At 49.3% G+C, this 24,670-nt stretch carries 16 protein-coding genes; 5 read left to right on the top strand and 11 right to left on the bottom strand.

Going from position 1 to position 24,670, the window contains the following annotated elements:
* The 11 genes from pdxA to C4H11_RS11735 form a co-directional block, all read right to left on the bottom strand.
* Window positions 1-1,098 carry a 4-hydroxythreonine-4-phosphate dehydrogenase PdxA gene (gene pdxA / locus C4H11_RS11785; RefSeq protein WP_106042278.1) on the bottom strand — a complete coding sequence of 366 codons (1,098 nt, stop codon included), beginning with the start codon at window positions 1,096-1,098 and terminating at the stop codon, window positions 1-3.
* Between the two features lie 4 nt (window positions 1,099-1,102).
* Window positions 1,103-2,158 (bottom strand): DUF4837 family protein, encoded by a 1,056-nt coding sequence (locus C4H11_RS11780; RefSeq protein WP_106043388.1) that lies wholly within the window; start codon window positions 2,156-2,158, stop codon window positions 1,103-1,105.
* A gap of 86 nt (window positions 2,159-2,244) precedes the next feature.
* The gene (gene rlmN, locus C4H11_RS11775) at window positions 2,245-3,270 is read right to left on the bottom strand and encodes a 23S rRNA (adenine(2503)-C(2))-methyltransferase RlmN (RefSeq protein WP_106042276.1); all 1,026 of its coding nucleotides are present in this window, start codon (window positions 3,268-3,270) and stop codon (window positions 2,245-2,247) included.
* A 300-nt stretch (window positions 3,271-3,570) separates the two neighbouring features.
* The gene (locus C4H11_RS11770) at window positions 3,571-5,709 is read right to left on the bottom strand and encodes a SurA N-terminal domain-containing protein (protein ID WP_106042274.1); all 2,139 of its coding nucleotides are present in this window, start codon (window positions 5,707-5,709) and stop codon (window positions 3,571-3,573) included.
* 122 nt (window positions 5,710-5,831) lie between these two features.
* On the bottom strand, window positions 5,832-7,088 hold the full coding sequence (locus tag C4H11_RS11765; protein WP_106042272.1) for a hemolysin family protein: 1,257 nt from the start codon (window positions 7,086-7,088) through the stop codon (window positions 5,832-5,834).
* 11 nt (window positions 7,089-7,099) lie between these two features.
* Window positions 7,100-7,729 (bottom strand): LPS export ABC transporter periplasmic protein LptC, encoded by a 630-nt coding sequence (lptC, locus tag C4H11_RS11760; RefSeq protein ID WP_106042270.1) that lies wholly within the window; start codon window positions 7,727-7,729, stop codon window positions 7,100-7,102.
* A 4-nt stretch (window positions 7,730-7,733) separates the two neighbouring features.
* Entirely contained in the window at window positions 7,734-9,056 is a 1,323-nt protein-coding gene (locus C4H11_RS11755; RefSeq protein WP_106042268.1) for a tetratricopeptide repeat protein, read from the bottom strand.
* A 44-nt stretch (window positions 9,057-9,100) separates the two neighbouring features.
* Window positions 9,101-10,363 (bottom strand): hypothetical protein, encoded by a 1,263-nt coding sequence (locus C4H11_RS11750; protein ID WP_106042266.1) that lies wholly within the window; start codon window positions 10,361-10,363, stop codon window positions 9,101-9,103.
* Window positions 10,350-11,081 (bottom strand): type III pantothenate kinase, encoded by a 732-nt coding sequence (locus C4H11_RS11745; protein WP_106042264.1) that lies wholly within the window; start codon window positions 11,079-11,081, stop codon window positions 10,350-10,352. The genes C4H11_RS11750 and C4H11_RS11745 overlap by 14 nt, the downstream gene beginning before the upstream one ends.
* Window positions 11,082-11,117: 36 nt before the next feature.
* Window positions 11,118-11,819 (bottom strand): Crp/Fnr family transcriptional regulator, encoded by a 702-nt coding sequence (locus C4H11_RS11740; protein WP_106042262.1) that lies wholly within the window; start codon window positions 11,817-11,819, stop codon window positions 11,118-11,120.
* 131 nt (window positions 11,820-11,950) lie between these two features.
* A complete protein-coding gene (locus C4H11_RS11735) occupies window positions 11,951-14,140 on the bottom strand; it encodes a glutamine synthetase III family protein (protein WP_106042260.1) in 2,190 nt (729 codons plus the stop codon).
* 364 nt (window positions 14,141-14,504) lie between these two features.
* Here C4H11_RS11735 and C4H11_RS11730 point away from each other — a divergent pair, with 364 nt between their 5' ends.
* The 5 genes from C4H11_RS11730 (at window position 14,505) to C4H11_RS11710 (ending at window position 24,652) form a co-directional block, all read left to right on the top strand.
* Window positions 14,505-16,718 (top strand): DUF5686 family protein, encoded by a 2,214-nt coding sequence (locus tag C4H11_RS11730; RefSeq protein ID WP_106043386.1) that lies wholly within the window; start codon window positions 14,505-14,507, stop codon window positions 16,716-16,718.
* Window positions 16,719-16,975: 257 nt separating this feature from the next.
* Entirely contained in the window at window positions 16,976-18,199 is a 1,224-nt protein-coding gene (lnb, locus tag C4H11_RS11725) for a lipoprotein N-acyltransferase Lnb (protein WP_106042258.1), read from the top strand.
* Window positions 18,196-19,764 (top strand): alkaline phosphatase family protein, encoded by a 1,569-nt coding sequence (locus C4H11_RS11720; RefSeq protein ID WP_106042256.1) that lies wholly within the window; start codon window positions 18,196-18,198, stop codon window positions 19,762-19,764. Before lnb ends, C4H11_RS11720 begins: the two co-directional genes overlap by 4 nt.
* Window positions 19,765-20,033: 269 nt before the next feature.
* The gene (secA, locus tag C4H11_RS11715) at window positions 20,034-23,369 is read left to right on the top strand and encodes a preprotein translocase subunit SecA (RefSeq protein ID WP_106042254.1); all 3,336 of its coding nucleotides are present in this window, start codon (window positions 20,034-20,036) and stop codon (window positions 23,367-23,369) included.
* 185 nt (window positions 23,370-23,554) lie between these two features.
* Window positions 23,555-24,652, top strand: coding sequence for a DUF6340 family protein (locus tag C4H11_RS11710; RefSeq protein ID WP_106042252.1), 1,098 nt, complete (start codon window positions 23,555-23,557; stop codon window positions 24,650-24,652).
* The last annotated feature ends 18 nt before the right edge of the window (window positions 24,653-24,670 follow it).

Raw genomic sequence — 24,670 nt, 5'->3', positions numbered from 1 at the left:
CTATAAATCCTCTTCTACACTATCAAGCTTCAGCTTGTCACTGTCGTCGCGTTTCTCATGATATTGCTTACGCAACGGATTGGCACACATCGCATTCTCACGTTCACGGTTTCGGAATACGTCTATTGCCACATAGATGGCTTGTCGGAATGAATCTTCCGAAGCAAGCCCTTTTCCGGCAATATCATATGCCGTGCCATGAGCCGGCGAAGTACGCACCACCGGCAACCCCGCCGTATAGTTCACCCCTTCGTCCATAGCCAACGCTTTGAAGGGAGCCAGCCCCTGATCATGATACATTGCCAGAATGCCATCGAAATGAGTATAATTATCCGAACCCATGAATCCATCTGCCGGATAAGGCCCATAACAAAACACGCCTTTGGCAGCCATCTCGCGAATGGCTGGAACTATCACTTCCTGTTCCTCCGTTCCCAGCAAACCGTTGTCTCCTGCATGCGGATTGAGCGACAGGACGGCAATACGGGGGGCATCGAGGGCAAAATCACGCTTCAAGGACTGATTGAAAATCCTCAGTTTCTCCTCTATCAACTCTTTCGTGATGGTGGTGGCAATCTCTTTCACCGGGACGTGTCCGGTGACCAATGCCATTCTTAAATCATCTTTCAGCAGAATCATAAGTGCCTTCTCACCATTTCCCAGTTTCTGCTCGATATATTCCGTATGTCCGGGGAAAGCAAACTCTTCCGATTGAATGGTATGCTTGTTGATAGGAGCAGTCACAAGTACGTCTATCCATCCCTTCTTATATTCCTCAATGGCTTTTTCCAATGCGCCAAACGCAGCTTTACCGGCTTCGGCGGCAGGCTTGGAAAATTCCACCTTCACCTCATCATCGGTACAGTTCACTATGCTCAATCGGTTATGAACAGCTTCGGGTGCAGAGTTGATGATACTGAAGTTGGTAGGCAAATCCAATGACTTACGATGATAAGCAGCCACTTTGGGTGAACCATATACGATGGGAGTGCACAACTCCAACATAGCGGGTTCCGCAAAAGTCTTCAGAATCACCTCATACCCCACTCCATTGATATCTCCTTGCGTAATGCCGACTCTTATTTTCTTATCTTCCATTTTTTCACTTATTGCTTATTGTATCTTTCGAAACAGTGTTGAGTTGAATCTCCATTCCCTCCTGCTTGCCGCCGGGCAACTTCAGCGTATAGAGCGAGGCTTCCATCTGGCGGACCAGATTCCGCTTCAACTTATCGGGTGAATAGATAAAGACCTCCGAAACGATGATGCGCTGATTGGCCTTATCCAAGCGTACATGAGAGACAAAAGGTCCACCCATGAAATCACCCTTCACACGCCACAACCCACGAGCTTCCAGCGCATATTCACCCTGCACGCTGATGGGGTGCACATCGGTCATCAAAGAGTCCGTCATCATATACATGCCTTCTTTGGCACCCGGAATATTGATTTTCATCACAGAATCACGCTTTTGCACAAAATACTCTTTAGTAAATGTTGCTTTATCCGTATAAGGATAAGAATAGATTACGAAATTCCGGTCACCGGTAGCAGTGTTCGTTCCTGCCCAAAAGAAACCCTCACCCTGCTTGGTAGAGGTCAGTTCGCCGGAAACCCACACATCGCAATCAAACAGGCTTTTCACCTTTGTAGCAATATAATCGCTGTGTTTATCCTTCAAGACCGAAATCTGCCGGTTCATTTCCGCATGGGTAAAGAAGTCGATGACAACTTGACTGTTCTCCTCCACGAACCGGGCGAACGACGGTTCATCAGGCGCCTGAATGGTCAGGATAGATTGCGGGGCAGCATAGACGTTCTTCGCCGATTTGAATTTGGGCTGCGTGTACAAGTCCTTATTCACATCCACAATGATGATGTTGCGAATCATCTTCAATGTTGCGTCATAATTGCTCGGATCAGTATACATGATGCGGAATGAACGTTCCGACTGCGGCAATCCGGGAACATCCGTATCGAGCACATCGAACAAGGCTCTGCCGGCAGGGCGTTCCCACAATCCGGCGTTAACCACCACCAGAATTTCATACGCACGGCCACTGGAAGTAGGTGTAAACACTCCCTTTTTACCTTTGCCGCATCCGGCAGAAAGTATCAGCATAAGAGCTAAACTTACATAGAACAAGCGCTTTTTCATAATCTCTATCCATTTTATTTTCACAAAGCTAAGAAGAATGCACAACATCCTTTCCGTCAAAGTCAATAATTTATATTAATTTGTTCTTATTCTTTTTCTTGCCTGGCGGTAGAAAGCATGCCGCACGCCGCAAAAATATCTTCACCACGCGAAGAGCGTATGGTGGTGAACAGTCCGTGCGATGTCAGATAGTCGCGGAAAGCCGTCATCGTTTCCATATCGGCTCCTTCAAGCTCCACACCCGGTATGGCATGGAAACGAATCAGATTGAGCCTGCAATCCATCCCGCGCAACAACTTCAGCAGCTCCTTGGCGTACGTAATCGAGTCGTTCACTCCTTTAAAAACGATGTACTCGAAGGAAAGCCTGCGTTGCTTGCCGAAGTCATGGTTTCTTAGCAAATCCACAATCTCCGTGATGGAGAAAGCTCTTTCGGCAGGCATCAAATCCCTGCGTTGCAGAGGCAGGGGAGAATGCAGACTGATGGCCAAATGACAATCGGACTCTTCTATAAAGCGCTGCAATCCTTTCCGCAGTCCTACGGAAGAGAGGGTAATGCGTTTGGGACTCCATCCATATCCGTAGGAGGCGGTCATGACCTCCAGCGCTTTCAGCACTTCGTCCAAATTATCAAGCGGTTCGCCCATCCCCATCATCACCACATTGGTCAGCTTCTCTCTTTCGGGCAAGGAACTGATTTGATTGATAATCTGATGAGAGGTTAAATTGGCTGTGAATCCTTGCTTGCCTGTCATGCAGAACTTACAGTTCATCTTGCATCCCACCTGCGAAGAGACGCAAAGTGTGGCACGGTTGTCTTCAGGAATGTAAACCGCTTCGACAAAACGCCCCTCTCCTGCCCGATAGAGATATTTCACCGTACCATCCACCGAGTGCATCGCATCTACCGGAGCTTCGGCACCGACTTCATACATCTCCTTCAGCAACTCACGGTGCTTCAACGAAAGATTGCTCATCTCATCAATGGAAGTCACTTTCTTGTCGTACACCCAAGAGGCTATCTGCTTGGCCGAAAAACCCGGCATCCCCAAGTTCCTCACCACGTTTTGTAATTCAGCGAGGGTCAGCCCCAATAGAGGTCGTTTCTGCATATTATAGTTTTTTTCATTAAAAAGAACGTCCTGTCGAGAGACAACGGACTTTATCTAAGAAAACATCACTTCTTCCGCCCAACACCCGCCCTGTCGCAAAGAAACATATATTCCTCTTAGAATGCAAAGATAACAAAAAAGTTGCATAAAATCAATGAACCAAACGGAAAAAAGCATGGATTTCACGAAACCACACGGTCGTGATATAACCCCATCCGTGCATTCCGTGGAACCCATGCCTAAAGAGGTTCGAGGTGCGCGTTGCAACACCTCTTTCCTTATAAAGGCCCCTACTTGTTATTAGAAGAACAAGTAGCGTTTATCCTTAACTTCCGCCTTCAAATACAAGTCGTTGATGAATTGGCTTGCCATACGTGCATGTATATTCTTCAAGGCCGTTTCTTCGGTTTCCTTGTTGAAGGTGTCATTCTGCTTTTCTTTTGCATAAGCTTGCAGAACGAAAACACCGCCATTACCCTTGATGGGAGCACTCAGCTTGTTCAGTTCGGCTACCGATGCATAAGCGCTCACCAGCGGTTCGCTGCTGCGAAGAGCTGCAACATAAGCAGGAGCGCCGAAAGTGACATGCTTCACAGAGTCGCTGACAGCGTTCGTCAGGTTCTTATATTGGTCGAACGAAGCGGCATTGGCTGCTTTCATGTCGGCCATAATTTTCTCGGCTTTCTTATCGCGGAGGATTTCAGCCCTCAGCTGCTCTTTTACCAGAGCCAACGGACGATAGCCTTCCGGTACGATGCTTGCCACACCTACCACCATCATGCGGTCGCTCTCGCCACACTCATACAGTCCGGAAACCTCACCGGCCTTGGCTTCAAACGCCCACTTCAACGCATCTTTGGTTCCTCTCACGCCGCCAATTCCATGTTCCGAGCTATACAACTCCGTCCTATCCAGCAATTTATATCCCGCATCTTCGGCATTGGCAACCATCTTTTCCAACGTATTGTTCGTTGCTATGAATTGGCTGAACTCATTGTAAGCCTTGCTATAAGTTTCCTTGCTGAAGTCCACCGGACGCTTGATAACGGCTACTTTATATTTATCCTTCACCGCTTTTTTGGCAGTCACCTGCAAAATGACATTGGCTTGTCCCAAAGCCAGATTGGTCAGTTCGTTCTGTGCCAAAGTCGTCACAGCTGTGATATATTTCAAGTTGTCACCCTCTATTTGGGCACCTTCATAGTTAGTCGAAGAAATCCACGCGGGTTCGCCGGTCTGACCATACTTTTTGGCAACCGCCGCAAAGTCGGCACCGCCTTTGATGGCATTGTAAATACTATCAGCCAATGTCTTGGTCTTCGCAGCGTCGTCGGCAACCACCTGAATCTGGCGGAACTCAATAGAGTCCGGCATAGAGGCGAAAGCCAGCTTCTTGAAAGAGTTGATGGTATTGTCTTCTACATTATAATACGGGCCGAATACACCGCCCACTGAAACAGAATCCAGACGGGCAACTACGTCGGCCGGCAAAGAACGTGTAGTATAGAACAAGTCGGCATAGGGAGTCTCCGAACCGGTGGAGCGGATAAAGGAAGCATAATCAGCCGGATTGCCGGCAAGCTGTTCCGTATATTCCTCCATTTCCTTCCGGAGGGCAGCCTTGTCTTCGGCGCTTGCAGTGACCTGCACATCGATAAACTTGATGTTACGCGTTTCAGCATATTGCTTGAATTGTTCTTTCTTTTTGTCATAAGCAGCCTTCAGGTCGGCATCATTCACCACAATGGTCGAGTCAACGATGGAGGAATAAGGCACGGCAGCCAACAACAGATCCGTCTGATTCACTCTGGCGTCAAACGCAACCTCTGCTTCCACCGGATTAGAGAACAAGGACTTCGTAATCAAAGCCTGATATTTCTCCTGCAAACGGCTCTGTGTGAGCGACTTTTCAAGAAAAGACCAGAATTTGTACATAGACTCATAGTACTCTGCATATTGAGAAGGCATCTGTGCCTTGTTCATCTTAGAGTAATCCACCAAAAACTTCTTCAGCATATCTTTATCGAACGCCCCGGTTTGCGGATTGCGGAAAGGAGTACGTTGCAGCATGGGGTGCACGCCGGCATCGATGATAGCCTGAATTTCTGCTTTCGTCACCGTCAGTCCCAGTTTTTTGGCTTCTTTCTCAATCAGTTTATTGTTGATGTATGTTCTCCACACCTCATCCTTGATTTGATTGGTCTGTTCATCGTTCAATGCGTTGTTGCCACTGGAGAACTTAATCACCTCCGTGTATTCTTCTACCAACGCCTGATAATCCTGAGCGGAAACAGTTTCCCCGTTCACCTCACCTACATCTTGCGACCGGTGTGGCTGAAGTACTTTCCAAGCATCGCCTGCAATGAAAGCAAACAGCGCCAAACCAATAACAATCACCAATAAAGGTCCTTTCGACCGAATGTTTTGTAATGTTGCCATTTTAGTTAGTATGATTTATTTGTTTATTATTATTCTCTATCCAATTTCTTTTTAGCGCACGAAGATACAAAAAATGCTAATACACATCTATTTATTGCGTAAAAAAATACGCTGATGCCGAATTATTCCGCGACTTTCAACTTCACCAGTTCTATTTTCGTGGCCGTGACTTTGATTATTTTGAACAGATAGTTATCCACGGTAATCACCTCATGCAGTTTCGGAAAACTCTGATAACGGTTCAGAATCAATCCTCCGACCGTCAGATAATCATCCGATTCGGGCAAGTCCAGTCCGAAAGTTTCATTCACTTTTTCTATTTCCAACCGTGCCGAGAGCACATACTCATGCTCGCCAATCTGCTTGCATATATAGGAGCTGTTGTCATGCTCATCCTCGATGTCGCCGAATATTTCTTCCACCAGATCTTCCAGCGAGACGATACCTGCCGTACCGCCAAACTCATCCACCACCACGGCGATGGTTCTTTTCTGCTGCATGAACAGTTTCATCAGTTTATGAGCCGACATGGTTTCAGGGACGATAGGCATTTCCTTGACATTATCTCTCCAGTCCGCCGGATTCCGAAACATTTCCGACGAATGGATATACCCCACCACATTATCAATATTTCCGTCATAAACGACAATCTTCGAGATGCCCGACTCTACAAAGAGATTCTTCAGCTCCTCCAGTCCTGCCGTGCGGTCCACCGCCACCACTTCCGTACGCGGCACAATGCAATCGCGTATCTTTATATTGGAAAAATCCAGCGCATTCTGAAAAATCTTCACCTCCGTATCCAGTTCCTCTTCATTGCCGGCATTCTCTATGCTCGTCTGTATGAAGTAGTCCAGATCCACTTTGCCGAAAGCCCTGTCGGACGCTTCTTTGTTTACCTTCACTCCAAGCGCCCGCAGAAACAGATACGACAGCCCGGAAGCCAGTTTCGAGATGGGAAACAAAACGACGTAGCAAACCCAAAGAGGCACCGCGCAGAAGCGCAGCATCAGGTTAGGATTAATCTTGAACAAGGTCTTGGGCAGAAATTCTCCCGTCACCAGAATAATGAGCGTGGAGAGGATGGTCTGCACCAGCACCATGACAAAATGGTTGGAGATGACTCCTGCCAGCAAGTTCACCTCTATGATTTGCGCCATCAGGATACCGTAGATGACAAGCGCAATATTATTGCCGACCAACATGGTTGAAATGAAGTTGTTGGGATTGCGCAAAAAATAGGAGATGATGCCGGAAGTGACGCCGGATTTCTTTTCCATCTCAAAGCGAAGCTTGTCCACAGAGACAAAGGCAATCTCCATGCCCGAAAAGAAAGCCGAGAATGCCATTGTGATCAATAAAAAAAGGAAGGTATCCATCTTTATATTTTTTATCTGTTTAAGCTATCTGTTTGCAAGCTGTCTCCTGCCAGTGCCTCTTCGTCAATATAAAAGACACCTTCCGGTTGATGAATCTTATAGACGGTCATCTGCTGGTTCGAATCAAATCCGCGTCCGGTGATAATTCTGTCCGGTTGTTCTATGCGGATGAACCTGTCGGAGTAAATTTTCTGTTCCCGCTGATTCCAATACAGCAATTCAGTGGAAAAGCGTTCGCCTTTCAGGTTCTTGATGTCTACGTGTCCCATCAGCTTCCATAATTCGTCTTTATTATAGTAGTAGGCCGTATCGGCTTTGATGCTGGCTTCCACTTGAAAGACAGAGTCGAATTTCTCCAGATACACCCCTTTTTCAAAAGCCCAGTAAGGGGGCTCTTTACGGTCGAAGACCAGCCACTCTTCCGTATGGATGCGGTAGCGTGTCACGCCCGAGTCGGAAATGAGCGAAGCTACACCGCGAGTATCGAGCACAGGCAGAGAATCGCGCTCCGTAATGGCTTTTCCCAATGCCTTTTCCCTGCCGGAACAAGCCGAAAATAAAAGAAGCATAACCATCGCCCCAAGGACAATGGTTATGCTGAAAAATCTATAATAGATCGCGTGTATGAAACCAGGCAACATGATTTTATCTGATAGTTGTAGACTCGCCTATCCACCCACCGATAGTGATACGGTCACCGGCCTTATAACCCAGCATGAAGAGGTCTTTGGCCTGAGGTGTGTGACGTGAGAAAGAGGCAATCAGTTCATTGGCTCTTTCGGCGACGGAAGGATCCACAGCCTTGGCGCGCTGCAATTTATCTATCGCCAAGAAATAAGTACACTTATTCAAAGCCGGCTCATCATTCCAATTCGGGTTGGAAGCGTAAAGCTGTGCCAAAAGGATATAAGGTTCACCATAGTTTTCCTTGAAGCTGATTGCTTTCTGGCAATACAGTCGCGATTGAGACAATCTCTTGGCCTGCATCAGGGCAGCGGCCGTAGCATAAGCCATTTCGGCCTTTCTTCCATTATCGGTTTCCATGCCCAGCGCCTCGTCGAAGTACTTCACGGCCATGTTGTAATCGCCTTTCTTGTAATACATATAAGCCACGCCGACAGCAGCGTCGGCTGTCGGGTTAATTTGATACAGATAGTCGGAAGCCTTGAAATAAACCTCGCTTTCATTACACTTCATCATCCTCAAGATGGCAATGGTCTTGTTCAGGAAAGCAGAGTCAGTCTTGTTTTCCTCCACTTTCGGGCCATAGATGGATTGCAAAGATTCGCAGTCGGCAACGCCACTCTGCACGAACATGGCCACCAGATTATCCTTGATGGTCTGCAGCACAGCCTTCTTCTGCTCGTTCGTTTCAGCGGCAATCGCATCGTCGGCCGATTTGGAAGCATCGATGTAGTCTTGGAAGAACTGGTCGGTATGGTTGTCATCGGCCTTCACCTTGTTCATGGACGTTTCCAGGAAATAGTGAAGAATGGCGCCATCAGGATCATTGGCTGTTCCCTGAACGGCTTCTTTCAGCCATTTGTAGGCTTGCTCGTTATCGGGTTTCGGGGCGTACTGAATATAATCAATCGCTTTCTTACCCAATTCCTTGGCGGCACTCATCGGAGTCTTCAGACTTCTGTTGAGATCCGGCAAATATTGCAATTCCCGATCATAGACCTGCATCAGTTCGTCGAAATACTTCTTGTAGTCCGCAGAATTACGGTCTTTGATGTCACCAAGAAAAGCTCTCAAGATTTTAATGGCATCCGTATAGGTATAAAATCTCAACGTCGGGCAATTCTTCAGCACCTCCATACAGGGGACATAGGCATCTTTAAAATTCCCCGCCCTTACAGCCTCGTGCGAGATGCTGCTCTGAGCTTTGCAATTGTCAGTTTGTGCAAAAGCGCCGGTCACTCCACCCGAAAGGAGCAAGGCAGCTACAAGCGTCTTCATTTTCATTGTATTCAAATTTTAGTTATTATAATCAAAACCTTTCATCCTCATCAGTTCACCTTCCGTTTAAAGAACCAGCGCTCATTGAACGTGACCCCTACGGAAACACGCAGCACGTTTTCATTCAAGAAATTCGCACGCGAGCCATTCACTCTCGCATATTGCGCCGAAAGGCTCAGCATGGAACGCGTTCGCGGTATAGGCAATCCGAAACCCGCCGTCACGCCATATTCATCGGCGGCACGTACACCGTCTATCTTATAGTATGGCTTGGAGTAGTAAGCCCCCAACCGGTATTTCACATGAGAGAGATAACTTCTTCCCACAGGATTGGGCAGATATTCCGCACCGACCGACAATCTTGCCCGGTCGCAAAGCGCCGAGCGGTCGTTCATAAAAGTCACGTCGCTCCACTTCTGGGTCAGCAAGTCCACTCCCAGCGTCAGCCGTCCGTCATACACATACGTCACACCCGCGCCCAAGCTTGCCGGAATGCCGCAAGTGAGAAGGGTATCTTTCGTTGTAGTGCTTGCTCCGGTGGTGGAGTTACCCAACTGAGTCATCTTGTAGGCTTCGTTGTTCAGATTCTGTTTCGGCGAGAAGACCACGCCCAGGGTAGCGACATGCTTCTTTCCGAACCGATGGGTATATTGCGCCCCCAAGTCAATCTTATAACTCTTTATGGACACATTCACCTGCTGTTTATAGGGGAACACGGACGAAGCGGATACAAAGGACATCTCCGAGGTTCTCGTTATATCTCCCCAAAAATAGGAAATATTTGCACCCACTGAAAAGTTCTTAAGCACTTTAAAGCCTGCTCCCAAGAACAACTGATGCAAACCACCCTCACCCGAATAGACCACGGAGTTGGAATTATCGGGATACTCCTTATTCTCGCGATATTCTCCCACATTGTATCCCACGTTCGAGTAGGGCAATAATCCCAAACTTACGGCAGCCCACTTACCGGCGCGAAACTGCATCGTGATATAGTCGAAGCTGGAATTCTTGGCATTCCGCTTCACGCTTCCGCTACCGAAATTCACGTTCTGCAAAGAGACCCCTCCATCGAAAATGAAAGTCAGCGAATCCACAGCTGTATAAGATGCCGGATTGGCAAAGTTCACCTGTGAATTATCACGCAAGCCATAAGCAATGCCCCCCATAGCCTTGCTGTTGCCCGAACCCGGTTCTGCCAGCTGTCCGTATCCATACCTCGTATAGGGTGAATTCGTATTGTTTTGAGCGATTGTCGCCCCGGGTAATATCATGAGCAAAAGCACCGAAAGTGTCTGTTTATAGCCTGCCATTATTATAGTTTAAAATTCTATTTAATCCTTTCAACACTAAAAATCTGTCTGCAAAGATGATATTTTTTAAGTTTGTATCAAAAGAAAAATCATCCCCGCCCGTTAAAAAAACCAAAAGTTCAGGATATTTATGCTTCATAGCTCTTATGTAGCCGACTATTTCATATTCTATGCCTTTCAGCACTCCTGCACGGATAGCCGTATCGGTATCTTTGCCCATGGAAGGCAAAGGACCCTCGGCAGACACCAAGGGCAGTCGGGCGGTGAACCGGTGAAGCGCCTTGAAGCGCATCTGCATGCCGGGCGAGATGTTCCCTCCGTGATAGCGTGCCGCCGCGTCAATGAACTCGTAGGTGATGCAGGTACCGGCATCCACCACCAATATGTCACGGCCGGGATATTGCTCATTGGCACCCGCCACAGAGGCTATGCGGTCGTAGCCCAAGGTGTGGGGCGTATCGTAGAGGTTCTCTACCGGAAGTAAGGTTTTTTCATCAAGCCACAGCACCGGGCAGGGCAGTTCGTCCAAGCGGTTCCGCACTTGCCTATCCACATCGATGACAGTAGCCACGATGGCCTTTTCAAACGGATATTTCTCGCAAAAGCCGGGCAGATGTTCCAATGTACGATTAGAGTCATACAGCACTTCCACGAGCGCTCTGCCGTCGAAAGCCGCCATTTTGGCCACCGTATTTCCTATGTCGATAATCAGATTCACTGCACCACTCTCTTCTTCAAGACAACCGCTCTTTCTCTATCCTATCTTACTTATTCTCTTAAGTCGCTCTTCGTCAATGATTTTAATCTTGCGCCCGTCGATGGTGATCAATCGTTCGGTAGCAAATTGTGATAAGGTACGGATGGCGTTGGAAGTTGTCATGTTCGACAGATTGGCCAAATCCTCGCGCGAGAGGTAGATGCTTAAAGTAGAATCGTCTTCTTCCAATCCGTAACTTTCTTTGAGGAACAACAACGACTCTGCCAATCGCCCGCGAATATGCTTCTGTGTAAGGTTCACCGTCCGTTCGTCGGCTATGCCCAAATCGATGGACAGTTGCTTGATGAAGAAAGCCGCAAGATCATTGTTCTGGCTGACCAGAGTCGTGATGGCGGTCATCGGAATAAGGCAGATGACGGAAGGCTCAAAAGCGGCGGCAGCCGTCACATAATCTTCTTTGGCAAAGTAGGCACGATAACCGAAATATTCAACGGGCTTAATCATGCGGATGATTTGACTTCTTCCACCTACACCCTCTTTGTAGATTTTCACTTTACCGCTTAATAAGCACATCAAATAAGCGGGAGTCTCACCCTCGCAATGAATGGTTTCGTTCTTCTTATAATTCTGGAGCGTAAAATGGCTCGCGAGAAATTCCCGCTGTTCTTCATTCAAAGGTTGCCACATGTCGGCAATCAACTCCGGAACATTGATTTCGGATAAGTTTACTTTTACCATAACTGCTGCAAAACTGTGTTATACAGCACAAAAGTAAAAATAAAAATTTAAATATTGCGCAAGTATGATAAAAAGATGCAGAGGCTGCCTCAAAAAGCCTCCGCACCTTCCTTCTCCGGGCGCGTCCGCCTTTATTTTGTGAACAGCAATTCTCTATATTTGGGCAACGGCCATATTTCGTCGTCGATTTCCATTTCGAGGTGGTCGATGTGGTCGCGTATGCTCTCCAAATAAGGGCTTACACTCTTCTCGTACGCAAAAGCCTTGTCTTTGCAGCTCTCCATGCGGTTGGCCACCTTCCGGGCTTCGGTCATGTCGCGTACCTGCGTTTTGATGGCTGCCACACGTTGGGATATTTCACGAACAAGCTCTCTCCGGTCGGCGCAAAGCTCATCATACTCTTCGGGAGAGAGGATTTCGCGCAGGCCGATGAGATTTTCCAGCAGCCGGGTTTGATAGGCGACGGCCGTGGGCACAATGTGATTGATGGCAAGATCGCCCAGCACACGGCTTTCTATCTGCACCTTCATGGTGTATTTCTCCAATTCCACCTCCAGACGGCAAGCCAGCTCCGTTTCGTTAAAGATATGTTCGCCGATGAGGACGGAACGTGATTGAGCATCCATATAGTGCATCAGCGCTTCGGTCACATGGCAGATGTTGGTCAGTCCGCGGCGTGCGGCTTCCTTTCTCCACTGTTCGGAGTAGCCGTCACCTTCGAAACGGATAGGTTCGGAGGCTATGATGGTCTCCTTCAGAATGCGGAAGATGGCTTCGTCCTTACCCACACCGTCTTCCATCAGTTTGTCGATGGACACTTTGAATTCGTTCAGCTGCTTGGCCATAGCGGCGTTGATGGCAATCATGGCGGCCGCGCAATTGGCCGATGCGCCTGCAGCGCGGAACTCAAAACGATTGCCGGTGAAGGCAAACGGCGAAGTGCGGTTGCGGTCGGTAGTATCGAGCAAGATTTCGGGGATGCGCCCGATGCCCAGCTTCAAGGTGGTCTTCTCTTCCGACGTCATTTTGCTGTCGCTTATCTGGCGGGCTATTTCATCGAGGATGGAAGAAAGCTGTTTTCCCAAGAAGATGGAAAGGATGGCGGGAGGAGCCTCATTGGCTCCCAGCCGATGGCTGTTTCCGGCAGTCATGATGGAGGCACGCAGCAGGTCCTGATTCTTGTAAACCATCATCAGCACGTTCACCAAAAAAGTAAGGAACAGCATGTTTCCTTTGGGATTTTTGCCCGGCGCAAAGAGATTGACACCCGTATCGGTGCAAAGAGACCAATTGTTGTGTTTGCCCGAGCCGTTGACGCCGCTGTAGGGCTTCTCGTGCAGCAATACGGCGAACTTATGCTTGCGCGCGATGTGTTTCATCAGGTCCATGACAAGCAGGTTGTGGTCGTTGGCAAGATTGGCATTCTCGAAGATGGGAGCCAATTCAAATTGGTTGGGAGCCACTTCATTATGGCGGGTCTTGACCGGAATGCCCAGTTTGTGACATTCTATCTCAAGTTCCTTCATGAAGGCTGTCACCCTCGGAGGGATGGAACCGAAGTAATGGTCTTCCAACTGCTGGTCTTTGGCCGAAGAATGTCCCATCAAGGTGCGTCCGGTGAGGCAAAGGTCGGGGCGGGCATTGTATAATGCGAGGTCTACGAGAAAGTACTCCTGCTCCCATCCCAAATTGGTATATACGCGCCCCACGTTCTTGTCGAATAGTTGGCATACGTCCGTGGCGGCTTTATCTACGGCCGCCAGCGCCTTCAGCAGCGGAGTTTTGTAATCGAGCGCCTCGCCTGTATAGGAGATGAAGATGGTGGGGATGCAAAGCGTGGATTCGACCACGAAAGCGGGTGAAGAGACATCCCATGCCGTGTATCCGCGCGCCTCGAAAGTGTTTCTGATGCCTCCGTTGGGAAAAGACGAGGCATCCGGCTCCTGCTGGACGAGCAATTTGCCGGAAAAGCGTTCGATGACTTCCCCGTCTTCACCGAATTCGATGAATCCGTCGTGCTTTTCGGCTGTTCCGTCGGTCAGCGGCTGAAACCAGTGCGTGTAGTGTGTCACATGGAGTGACTTGGCCCAACTTTTCATGCCGTTGGCAATCAGGTCGGCCATCTCGCGGTTGATGAGCGTGCCTTTTTCTATGGCATCGGTCACAGCCTTATAAGCCTCTTTAGGCAGATATTCCTGCATCTTCTTGTTGTCGAAGACGTGACTGCCGTAGTAGTCGGACAATTTGTTTGAAGGGGTAGATACTTCAAGAGGCTGCCGATTGGCAAGCTCCTGCAAAGCAAAGAATCTCATTTTTGACATACAGATCTCTTCTTTTACGGGTTTTGGCGCAAAAGTATATGTTTTTCCCGAATGTACCCCTAAAAAACAGAGGTATTTTATAGAAAAAACAATGTTTTAAGGGGCCACCCCCCATCAAAAGAATAGGATAGAGAAAAAAAGTGATTTTTCCTCCTAAAAACAGAAAAACAGACAAAAAGACTGAAAACAGCCTCGGAAAACGCCGATAAAACTTCAAAACAGTTTCGAAAGCAGACACTTAATTTTCTGAAGACTTGCGGCTAATATGTAAATTCTTTTTATATTTGCCGCAATCTATGAAGAGACATTACACTTGAAACGTTTATTGCTTATATGGATTGGATGTTGTTGCCTGCTTGCTTCCATGCAAGAAGCCAGCGCTCAGAGTGCGCCCTATCCGATGGATGAGCAAACGCGTTCGGCAGACTCCATCATGAGTAAAGTAATTTTCTTTGCGCCTTTGTATGAACGGATTGTAGAGAGTTATAGAGCCGACCTTTACATAAAAGGTTGGGTGAACATCTGCAAGAAGAACCACTTCCTTCGCTATATTCCTTCTATGTTTCGTCCCAAACGCGGGGTGCGGGAGTATATGATGGAGACATACAACGATTTGCATTTCACCGCTCCCAACATTTATGACCAGAAGGTAAAGTCTGCCATGGGCACGGCATCCGATTTTTGGGAATTGGACGGACGGCTGCCGGAATACTTCCACATCAATGTCTATGCCTCTACGCTCTTGCACGACAAGTTGCTTTCGCCTTTGGCGTCGAACGCCAAGAAATATTATACTTACCGGCTTGATACGGTGATGGGAGAAAAGCACGACTTGCAATATAAAATTCGCTTTATGCCGAAATACAAGAGCTTTCAGTTGGTAGGCGGCTATCTGGTGGTGAGCGACAACGTGTGGAGCGTGCGCGAGATGCGTTTCTCCGGACGTAATGAAATGGTCAGGTTCAATAATCTGGTGAAGATGGGAGATGTAGGGGCTTCGGACGAGTTTCTTCCGCTGCAATATGCCATCGATGCCAGTTTTCACCTCCTCGGCAATGTGATAGAAGGCAAGTATGAGGCTGTTCTTAATTATAGGGATATCATTCAGAAGGCAGTGGGCGATGCACGAAGAACTTCTTCGAAAAGCAGATACGACTTGTCGGACTGCTATACCTTGTCTACCGACACCAATGCCTATCAACGCGATACGACGTACTTCAACGCCCTGCGCCCCATTCCGCTCACTCCCCGCGAAAAGACGCTGTATGACGACTTCTTTTTGCATAGAGACACGCTTGCCCGGAAGAAACGACCCAAGAATAAGAACGTGGTGCTCTGGGGGCAGATAGGCGATGCGTTGATAAGCCGGTACACAGTGAAACTCGATAAGTTGGGAAGCATTCGTTGCTCGCCGCTGATAAACCCGCTTCTGATGAGTTATAGCCGCAAGCAGGGACTGTCGTACCGGCAGGAGTTCAAGTACAACTGCCTGTTCAAGGGAGAGAGGCTGTTGCGCATTGTTCCACGGATAGGTTACAGCTTTAAGGAGAAGATTTTCTATTGGAGCATAAGCTCCGACTTTGACTATTGCCCTCGTAAAAAAGCGGCGTTTCATCTGGAAGCAGGCAACGGCAACCGCATATACAGTAGCGGCGTGCTGGATGAGTTGAAAAGCATTCCCGACAGTATTTTTGACTTCAAGCAGATACATTTGGACTATTTCAACGACTTGTACCTCAACCTCAGGCACAGTTGGGAGATAGTGAACGGCCTGTCGTTGGAGATGGGTGTGTCCGTGCATCGGCGTACGGAAGTGAACCGCTCTAAGTTTATGATTAATCTTGAAAAAATCTCTCCGCGGACTTCAACGACCCACACGGGGCAGACCGATGTGGTGGGTTTGGCGCCCCTGCCGAGTATCAATCGGGATGTCCTGACCAAATTCCGCCATACCTACAACAGCTTTGCTCCTCGCATCCGCTTGTCGTGGACTCCTGGGCAATATTATTATATGGACGGCCGGCGTAAGGTGAATCTCCATTCCAAATACCCCACTTTGTCTGTCGATTGGGAGCGGGGACTTAAAGGCTTGCTGAGCGGCAGCAGCTCGTATGAGCGTATCGAGATAGATTTACAGCATCAGCTTTCTTTAGGGCTGATGCGCAGCATCTATTGGCGGCTGGGTTGGGGTGAGTTTACCAATCAGGAAGAACTCTTTTTTGTGGATTTTGTCAATCTGCGACGTTCCAATCTCCCGATGGGATGGAGTGATGACATAGGAGGAGTGTTCCAGCTGTTGGACGGCCGTTGGTATAACTCTTCGCGCAAATATCTCCGCGGGCATTTTGTTTACGAAGCTCCCTTTCTTCTGCTCAGCCACTTGAAGAAGTATACCCAGCATGTGCTGAACGAACGTCTCTACCTGAATTCACTGGTTGTCCCCCATTTGAAACCTTATATGGAGGCAGGATATGGCATCGGTACCCATATTTTTGACTTTGGCGTATTTGCCTCTTTTGCCAATTGGAAATATCAGGAGATTGGCTGTAAGTTTACCTTCGAACTATTCAACAGATGATGCCCGGAGCCCTTGTTCCTATCGTCCGAACCATGACTAAGCCGCATCAAAGCCGTATCAAAGTCGTATTTCCTCCGCATCTATAGAAACAGAGGATATGCGGAGTTGATACGGAGTTGGTACGGAGTTGATACGGAGAATATACGGAGCTCATGCGGAGGATATACGGAGCTGATGCGGAGAAACTACGAAAAAAGAACTATCTTTGCACCCGCATTACCCAAGAACAGCATTATCGAGATTTTACGAAAACAGGTATGAAACATTTTTCCTCCATTCTCCTCCGCTTCGTCTTCGTCGCTCTTCTCCTGCCCGTTGCCACCCTGCAAGCGGCAACGGCCGAGAGCAATGTCCCCGCAGACTCCACCCGCATCAGCTTGCTGACGTGTGCCGCAGGCGGAGAGATATATTACCTCTTCGGCCATACCGCCATCCGCTATGAAAACTTCACACGGGGCGTGGATGTCGTGTTCAATTACGGGGTGTTCGATTTCAATACTCCCAATTTCACCTTTCGTTTTGCCTTGGGAGATACGTATTATCAATTAGGAGTGACGGAATATCGGTATTTTGCCAACGAATACGATTCCTTGGGGCGCGACGTATGGCAACAGACACTGAACCTGACATCCGGTGAAAAAGAACATCTCTTCAGGCGGCTTCAGGAGAACTACCGACCGGAAAACCGCATGTACCTCTACAATTTCTTCTACGACAACTGCGCCACCCGGCCACGTGACCAAATAGAGCATGTAATAGACGGCACTTTGCAGTATGCCGAGAACATGACCGACAACAACACGGGGGTCAGCTTCCGCGATATGCTGCATACATACAGCGAAGGGCATCCGTGGGCACGCTTCGGCATGGACTTGTGCATGGGCAGCAAGGCCGATGAACCCATCAGCAGAAGAGAAATGATGTTCGTCCCTTTCTGTCTGCAAGAGCATTTCAGCAAAGCACAGGTCACGGATCGGCAAGGACGGAGACGACCATTGGTGGCGTCGGAAAAGAAAATCGTGCTGACAGGAAAAACTCCTGCCGACTTCCGCACCGACGGCATCACCCCCATGCAGTCCGCCCTGCTGCTGCTGACGGTGGTGGCAGGCGTCACCCTTTGGGGAGTAAGGAGACGGAAATCGTTGTGGGGGATGGATATTGCACTGTTCGCCACAGCGGGCGCGGCGGGTTGCATACTGGCTTTTCTGGCACTCTTCTCGAAACATCCGGCAGTAAGCCCCAACTACCTGCTGTTCGTGTTTCATCCGTTGCACTTGCTCTGCCTTCCATGCATGGCACTCAGGGTAAGAAAGAAGAAGATGAGCCGCTATATGGGGGGTAATTTCATGGTTTTAACTCTTTTTATAGCCCTTTGGGTAGTAATTCCTCAAGAAATTCCGCTGACAGTATTACCTTTGGCACTGTGTTTGCTGATACGTTCGGGAAGCAACCTCTTTTTGGCATATAAACAAAAGAAATGAAAAAAGGACTGATAACCTCCATACTTGCGCTGACATTCGGCGGTATGCAAGCCCAACCGCTGCCTGCCTCCCCCAAATTAGTGGTGACACTCACCATCGACCAGCTGCGCACGGACTATATGGAAGCGTTCTCGTCCTTATATGGAGAAAAAGGATTCAAACGCCTGTTGCGCGAAGGCAAAGTGTTCCGTCAGGCGGAATTCGCTTTCAACGGAACCGACCGGGCATCGGCCATTGCCGCCATCTATACCGGAACAACGCCTTCGATGAACGGCATCATTGCCGAAAACTGGCTGGACGCCAACACGCTACGCCCCGTGAACTGCGTGGAAGACCCCGACTTCATGGGCAACTATACCGACGAAAGCACCTCCCCCTCCCGATTACTGACATCTACCATCGCCGACGAGCTGAAAATAGCCACCCGGAACAAAGGGCTGGTCTATGCCATAGCACCCTTCAGCGATGCCGCCATATTGGGAGCAGGCCATGCCGGGAACGGTGCTTTCTGGCTCAACAAGAACACGGGGAAATGGTGCAGTACGACCTACTACAGCGAGTTTCCGTGGTGGATGAGCCTATACAACGAACGAAAATCGCCCGACTTCCGCATCAAGGATATGGTGTGGACACCGGCACTTCCTTTCGCTTACTATACTTTCTTGCCCGAATGGCGAGACGAGCCTTTTAAATACAAGCCGGACAGCGAACGGAGCAATAAGTTCCGACGGTTGCTCACCACTCCTTTCATCAACGAGGAAGTGAACCTGCTGGCCGAAGAACTGCTGAACAAAAGCACCGTGGGGCAGGATGAAGTGCCCGACCTGCTTTCGCTGACCTACTACGCCGGAAACTACAACCGCCAAAGCGTGCAGGAGTGCGCCACGGAGATGCAGGATGCCTACGTCCGGCTGGACAGAAGCATAGCCGCTCTGCTTGAGCTTATCGACCGCAAAGTAGGACTGCATAACGTGCTTTTCTGCATCACCTCAACGGGCTATGCCGATGCCGATACCGCCGACCCGGGCATCTACCGCATACCGGGCGGAGAGTTCCACCTGAACCGATGCGCCACGCTGCTGAACATGTTCCTCATGGCCACCTACGGCGAAGGACAGTATGTGGAGGCATACTACAACCGGCAAATCTACCTCAATCATAAACTGATAGAGAGCAAGCAACTGAGCTTGGCGGAGATTCAAGAAAAGGCTGCCGAGTTTCTGGTGCAGTTCAGCGGAGTAAACGAGGTGTATTCGGCTCACCGCCTGCTGCTGGGACCTTGGTCGCCACAGACAGAGCGCATCCGCAACGGCTTTCACCGCAAGCGCTCGGGCGACTTGACAATCGATGTGCTGCCGGGCTGGACGGTGATGCAGGAAAACAACGCCGACAATCGTGTGGTGCGCAAAGCCCACATCCCCACTCCTCTCATACTACTGGGCAGCGGCATAAAAGCGGAAACCGTCCGCATACCCGTGAGCATCGACCGCATTGCCCCCACTCTGGCCGGTGTGATGCGCATCCGTGCCCCAAATGCAAGCACTGCCTCCCCCCTCGACTTCTAAAAGCCGGCTTCGGAAACGAACTTTTCAGATACGGATGACGAACTCTTCAGATGCGGATGACTTGGATTTCCAAGAAGGAGAACGTTGCCTATCGTCTGCGTCATCGGTACTTGAGGATTCGGAAAATAAAATTTCCGGAACGGACGGAAATTCTTTTAAAATGATTTCGGGAGGATTAAAATAATCGGTGCAAGGCTGGGTAATCTGTATAGAAATCAGTAACTTTGCACGCCTAATTAACTCAGCTATAATAATAAAAAAGATATATAATGGGACTCAATGAATTTTTAAGCTCGATTTTCGGCAATAAGTCCACACGCGACATGAAAGAAATACAGCCGTGGGTGGAGAAAATCAAAGCCGCTTATCCGGAAATAGCGAAGCTCGACAACGATGGCTTGCGCGCCAAGACCGAGGAACTGAAAGCTTACATCCGCGAATCGGCTGCCGAACAGCGCGCCAAAGTGGAAGAATTGAAAGCAAGTGTGGAAGACACCGAACTGGAAAAACGCGAAGACATCTTCAATCAAATAGACAAAATAGAGAAGGAAATACTGGATACCTACGAAAAGGCATTGGACGAAGTACTTCCCACCGCTTTTGCCATCGTAAAGGAAACGGCCCGACGCTTCGCCGAAAACGAAGAGGTGGCGGTGACGGCCACCGAATTTGACCGCCAACTGGCTGCCACAAAGGACTTCATCCGCATAGAGGGCGACAAGGCCATCTTCCAAAACCATTGGATAGCCGGCGGCAACGATACGGTATGGAATATGGTGCACTATGACGTGCAGTTGTTCGGTGGTGTGGTATTGCACAAAGGCAAAATCGCCGAAATGGCTACAGGTGAAGGTAAAACGCTGGTGGCCACTCTGCCGGTATTCCTCAATGCCCTGACAGGTAACGGTGTACACGTAGTGACCGTGAACGACTATCTGGCCAAACGCGACTCCGAGTGGATGGGACCGCTCTATATGTTCCACGGCTTGAGCGTGGACTGCATCGACAAGCATCAGCCCAACTCCGATGCCCGCCGCAAAGCTTATCTGGCAGACATCACCTTCGGAACAAACAATGAATTCGGCTTCGACTACCTGCGCGACAACATGGCCATCAGTCCGAAAGACCTCGTGCAACGCCGGCACAACTATGCCATCGTGGACGAGGTGGACTCGGTATTGATAGACGATGCCCGTACTCCGCTGATTATCTCCGGCCCCGTGCCCAAAGGAGACGACCAGCTCTTCGAACAGCTGCGTCCGCAGGTGGAACGGCTGGTGGAAGCGCAAAAGAGAATCGCTACCCAATATCTGGCTGATGCCAAACGGCTCATCGCCTCGGACGACAAGAAAGACCAGGAAGAGGGATTCCTCGCCTTGTATCGCAGCCACAAATGTCTGCCCAAGAACAAAGCCCTCATCAAGTTCCTCAGCGAACAAGGCATCAAGGCCGGCATGCTGAAGACCGAGGAAATCTACATGGAGCAGAACAACAAGCGCATGCACGAGGTGACAGAGCCGCTGTACTTCGTCATCGATGAGAAACTGAACAGCGTGGACCTGACGGACAAAGGCGTGGACTTGATAAGCGGCAACGCCGAAGACCCCACCTTCTTTGTATTGCCCGACATCACAGCCCAACTCTCGGCCTTGGAAAATGAAACAGACCTGACAGACGAACAACGCCTTGAAAAGAAGGATGCCTTGCTGACCAACTATGCCATCAAGAGTGAACGTGTGCATACCATCAACCAGCTGTTGAAGGCCTACACCATGTTCGAGAAAGACGACGAATACGTGGTCATCGACGGGCAGGTGAAGATTGTGGACGAGCAGACCGGACGTATCATGGAAGGCCGCCGCTATTCCGACGGTCTGCATCAGGCCATCGAAGCCAAGGAAGGCGTGAAAGTGGAAGCCGCTACGCAGACTTTCGCCACGATTACGTTGCAGAATTACTTCCGCATGTATCACAAGCTGTCCGGTATGACGGGTACCGCCGAAACAGAGGCGGGCGAGCTGTGGGACATCTACAAGCTGGATGTGGTGGTAATCCCCACCAACCGCCCCATTGCCCGTAACGACATGAACGACCGCGTCTATAAGACGAAACGCGAAAAGTATAGAGCCGTCATCGAGGAGATAGAGAAAATGGTGGCAGCAGGACGCCCCGTGCTGGTGGGTACCACCTCTGTGGAAATCTCTGAGATGCTGAGCAAGATGCTGGCCATGCGTAAAATAGAGCATAGCGTGCTGAACGCCAAGCTGCACCAAAAGGAGGCGGACATTGTAGCCAAAGCGGGTTTGAAATGTGCAGTGACCATCGCCACGAATATGGCAGGCCGCGGTACCGACATCAAACTGAGTCCCGAGGTAAAAGCCGCCGGAGGTCTTGCCATCATCGGTACGGAACGCCACGAGAGCCGTCGCGTAGACCGCCAGTTGCGAGGTCGTGCAGGGCGTCAGGGCGACCCGGGTTCTTCCGTCTTCTTCGTTTCATTGGAAGATGACCTGATGCGCCTCTTCTCTTCCGACCGCATTGCCAGCGTGATGGATAAGCTCGGCTTCAAGGAGGGTGAGATGATTGAGCACAGCATGATTTCAAAATCCATAGAACGGGCGCAGAAAAAGGTGGAAGAGAACAACTTCGGCATCCGTAAACGCCTGCTGGAATACGATGACGTGATGAACAAACAGCGTACGGTGGTCTATACCAAACGCCGTCATGCTTTGATGGGCGAACGTATAGGCATGGACATTGTGAATATGATATGGGATCGCTGTGCCAATGCCGTAGAAGCTCCCGACTATGAAAACTGCAAGATGGATGTACTCCAGACACTGGCCATGGAGGTGCCTTTCAGCGAAGAGGAATTCCGCAACGAGAAGAAAGAGAGCCTTGCGGAGAGAACTTTCGACGCCGCCATGACGCTCTTCAAGCGAAAGACCGAACGTATGGCACAGATTGCCTATCCGGTTATCAAGCAGGTGTACGAGACGCAAGGACACATGTACGAAAACATCTTGATACCCGTCACCGACGGCAAACGGATGTACAACATTTCGTGCAGCCTGAAGAAGGCTTACGAGACCGAATGCAAAGAGGTAGTGAAGTCGTTCGAGAAATCAATCCTGCTGCACGTCATTGACGAAGCATGGAAAGAGAACCTGCGCGAACTGGACGAACTGAAACACTCTGTACAGAACGCGAGCTACGAGCAGAAAGACCCTTTGCTGATTTACAAGCTGGAATCCGTAAACTTATTTGATGCCATGGTTGACAAGATAAACAACCAGACCATTTCTATCTTGATGCGCGGACAGATTCCGATGCAAGAGGCACCTGACGAAGGCCGGGAAGCTCAACAGCCCGCCCGCCACGTAGAGGTGCGACAAGCCGCTCCGGAGCAACGCCAGGACATGAGCAGATACCGCGAACAGAAGGTTGACCTGAACGACCCGCATCAGCAGGCTGCAGCAGCACGAGACACGCGCGAGCAACCCAGACGGGAACCCATTCGTAGCGAAAAGACGGTGGGACGTAATGATCCTTGTCCTTGTGGCAGCGGTAAGAAATATAAGAACTGTCACGGAAGAAACATCTGATGCCGAACAGCGTGAAGCGCAGCGCAGAGCTTGACCAATCTTGCTCTGCGCTTTTTTATAGTACTCTTTTTGTATGGTACCGGCATTTGCATTTTTTATTTTCACCTAACCTTTTTATAACTTCTAATCTTTGGTATATCGGCTTAAAAACGTAATTTTGTTTTTAAACCAAGACCTCGAAGAAGATGGCAAAATATCACTATTGTCTGTTACTGACAGCTTTACTGCTTTTGGGCGGTTGCCAAAGTGTGGAACAACTGTCCATTGACTATATGCTTCCGGCAGAAATCAGCTTTCCCGCCGCACTGAAGCGGGTGGCTGTTGTCAACAACATGCCTCTTGTTCCCGACAACCAACTGATTATCGCAAAAGAAGAACAGAAGAAAGGGGAAAACGAATTGATGCGGATGACCGATTATTATAACGGCGATGCTGCAACAACCACCGAATCGCTGGCAAAAAGTCTGGCCGCCGAGAACTACTTTGAAGAAGTAGTGATCTGCGACTCTGCCTTGCGCAGCAAAGACATCAGCCCGCGAGAAAGCACATTGACAGCCGAAGAAGTAAATCATCTTATCCAAACCCTGAATGTGGATTTCCTGATTGCTTTGGAGAATGTACAGATGCGTTCCACCCGCAAGATAAGTTACATACCCGATTGGGGAGTTTTTCATGGCACTGTGGACGTGAAAGTATATCCCACGGTAAAAGTGTATCTGCCCAACCGCAAAGGCCCCATGGTGACCGTGAACGGCAACGACAGCATCTTCTGGGAGGAAGTAGGAAGCGGAGAGGCTTACGTGCGCAGCCACCTCATCAAAGAAAAGGAGATGCTGAAGCAGGCATCGGAGTTTGCCGGAACCGTACCTACCAAACATCTGCTCCCTTACTGGAAAACCGATGAACGATATCTCTTCAGCGGCGGGTCAGTGAACATGCGCGACGGAGCAATATATGCCAAAGAAGAGAACTGGACAGAAGCTATCGCACTTTGGAAGCAGACTTACAATACCCAAAAGGGAAGGCAGAAAATACACGCCGCCTGCAACATCGCCTTGGGATATGAGATGCAAGACAGCATAGACGTCGCACTGGAATGGGCATTGAAAGCACAGGCCCTCACCGACGGGAAAGGAAAGACAGCCCCGAACAGTACCGAACTCACTGACAACATGGCTTCGTATTATCTCTTCACCACCTCATACGTAAACAAATTGCAGAAACGAAAGGAAGGAATGGCCCGGCTGAACATGCAAATGATGCGGTTTAAAGAGGAAGAATAGTTATATATCTGTTTTTTT

The organism is Bacteroides zoogleoformans, assembly GCF_002998435.1.
GTDB lineage: Bacteria > Bacteroidota > Bacteroidia > Bacteroidales > Bacteroidaceae > Bacteroides > Bacteroides zoogleoformans.
Note: the sequence above shows the minus strand (reverse complement) of the source record. Positions and strands in the feature narration are given on the sequence as shown.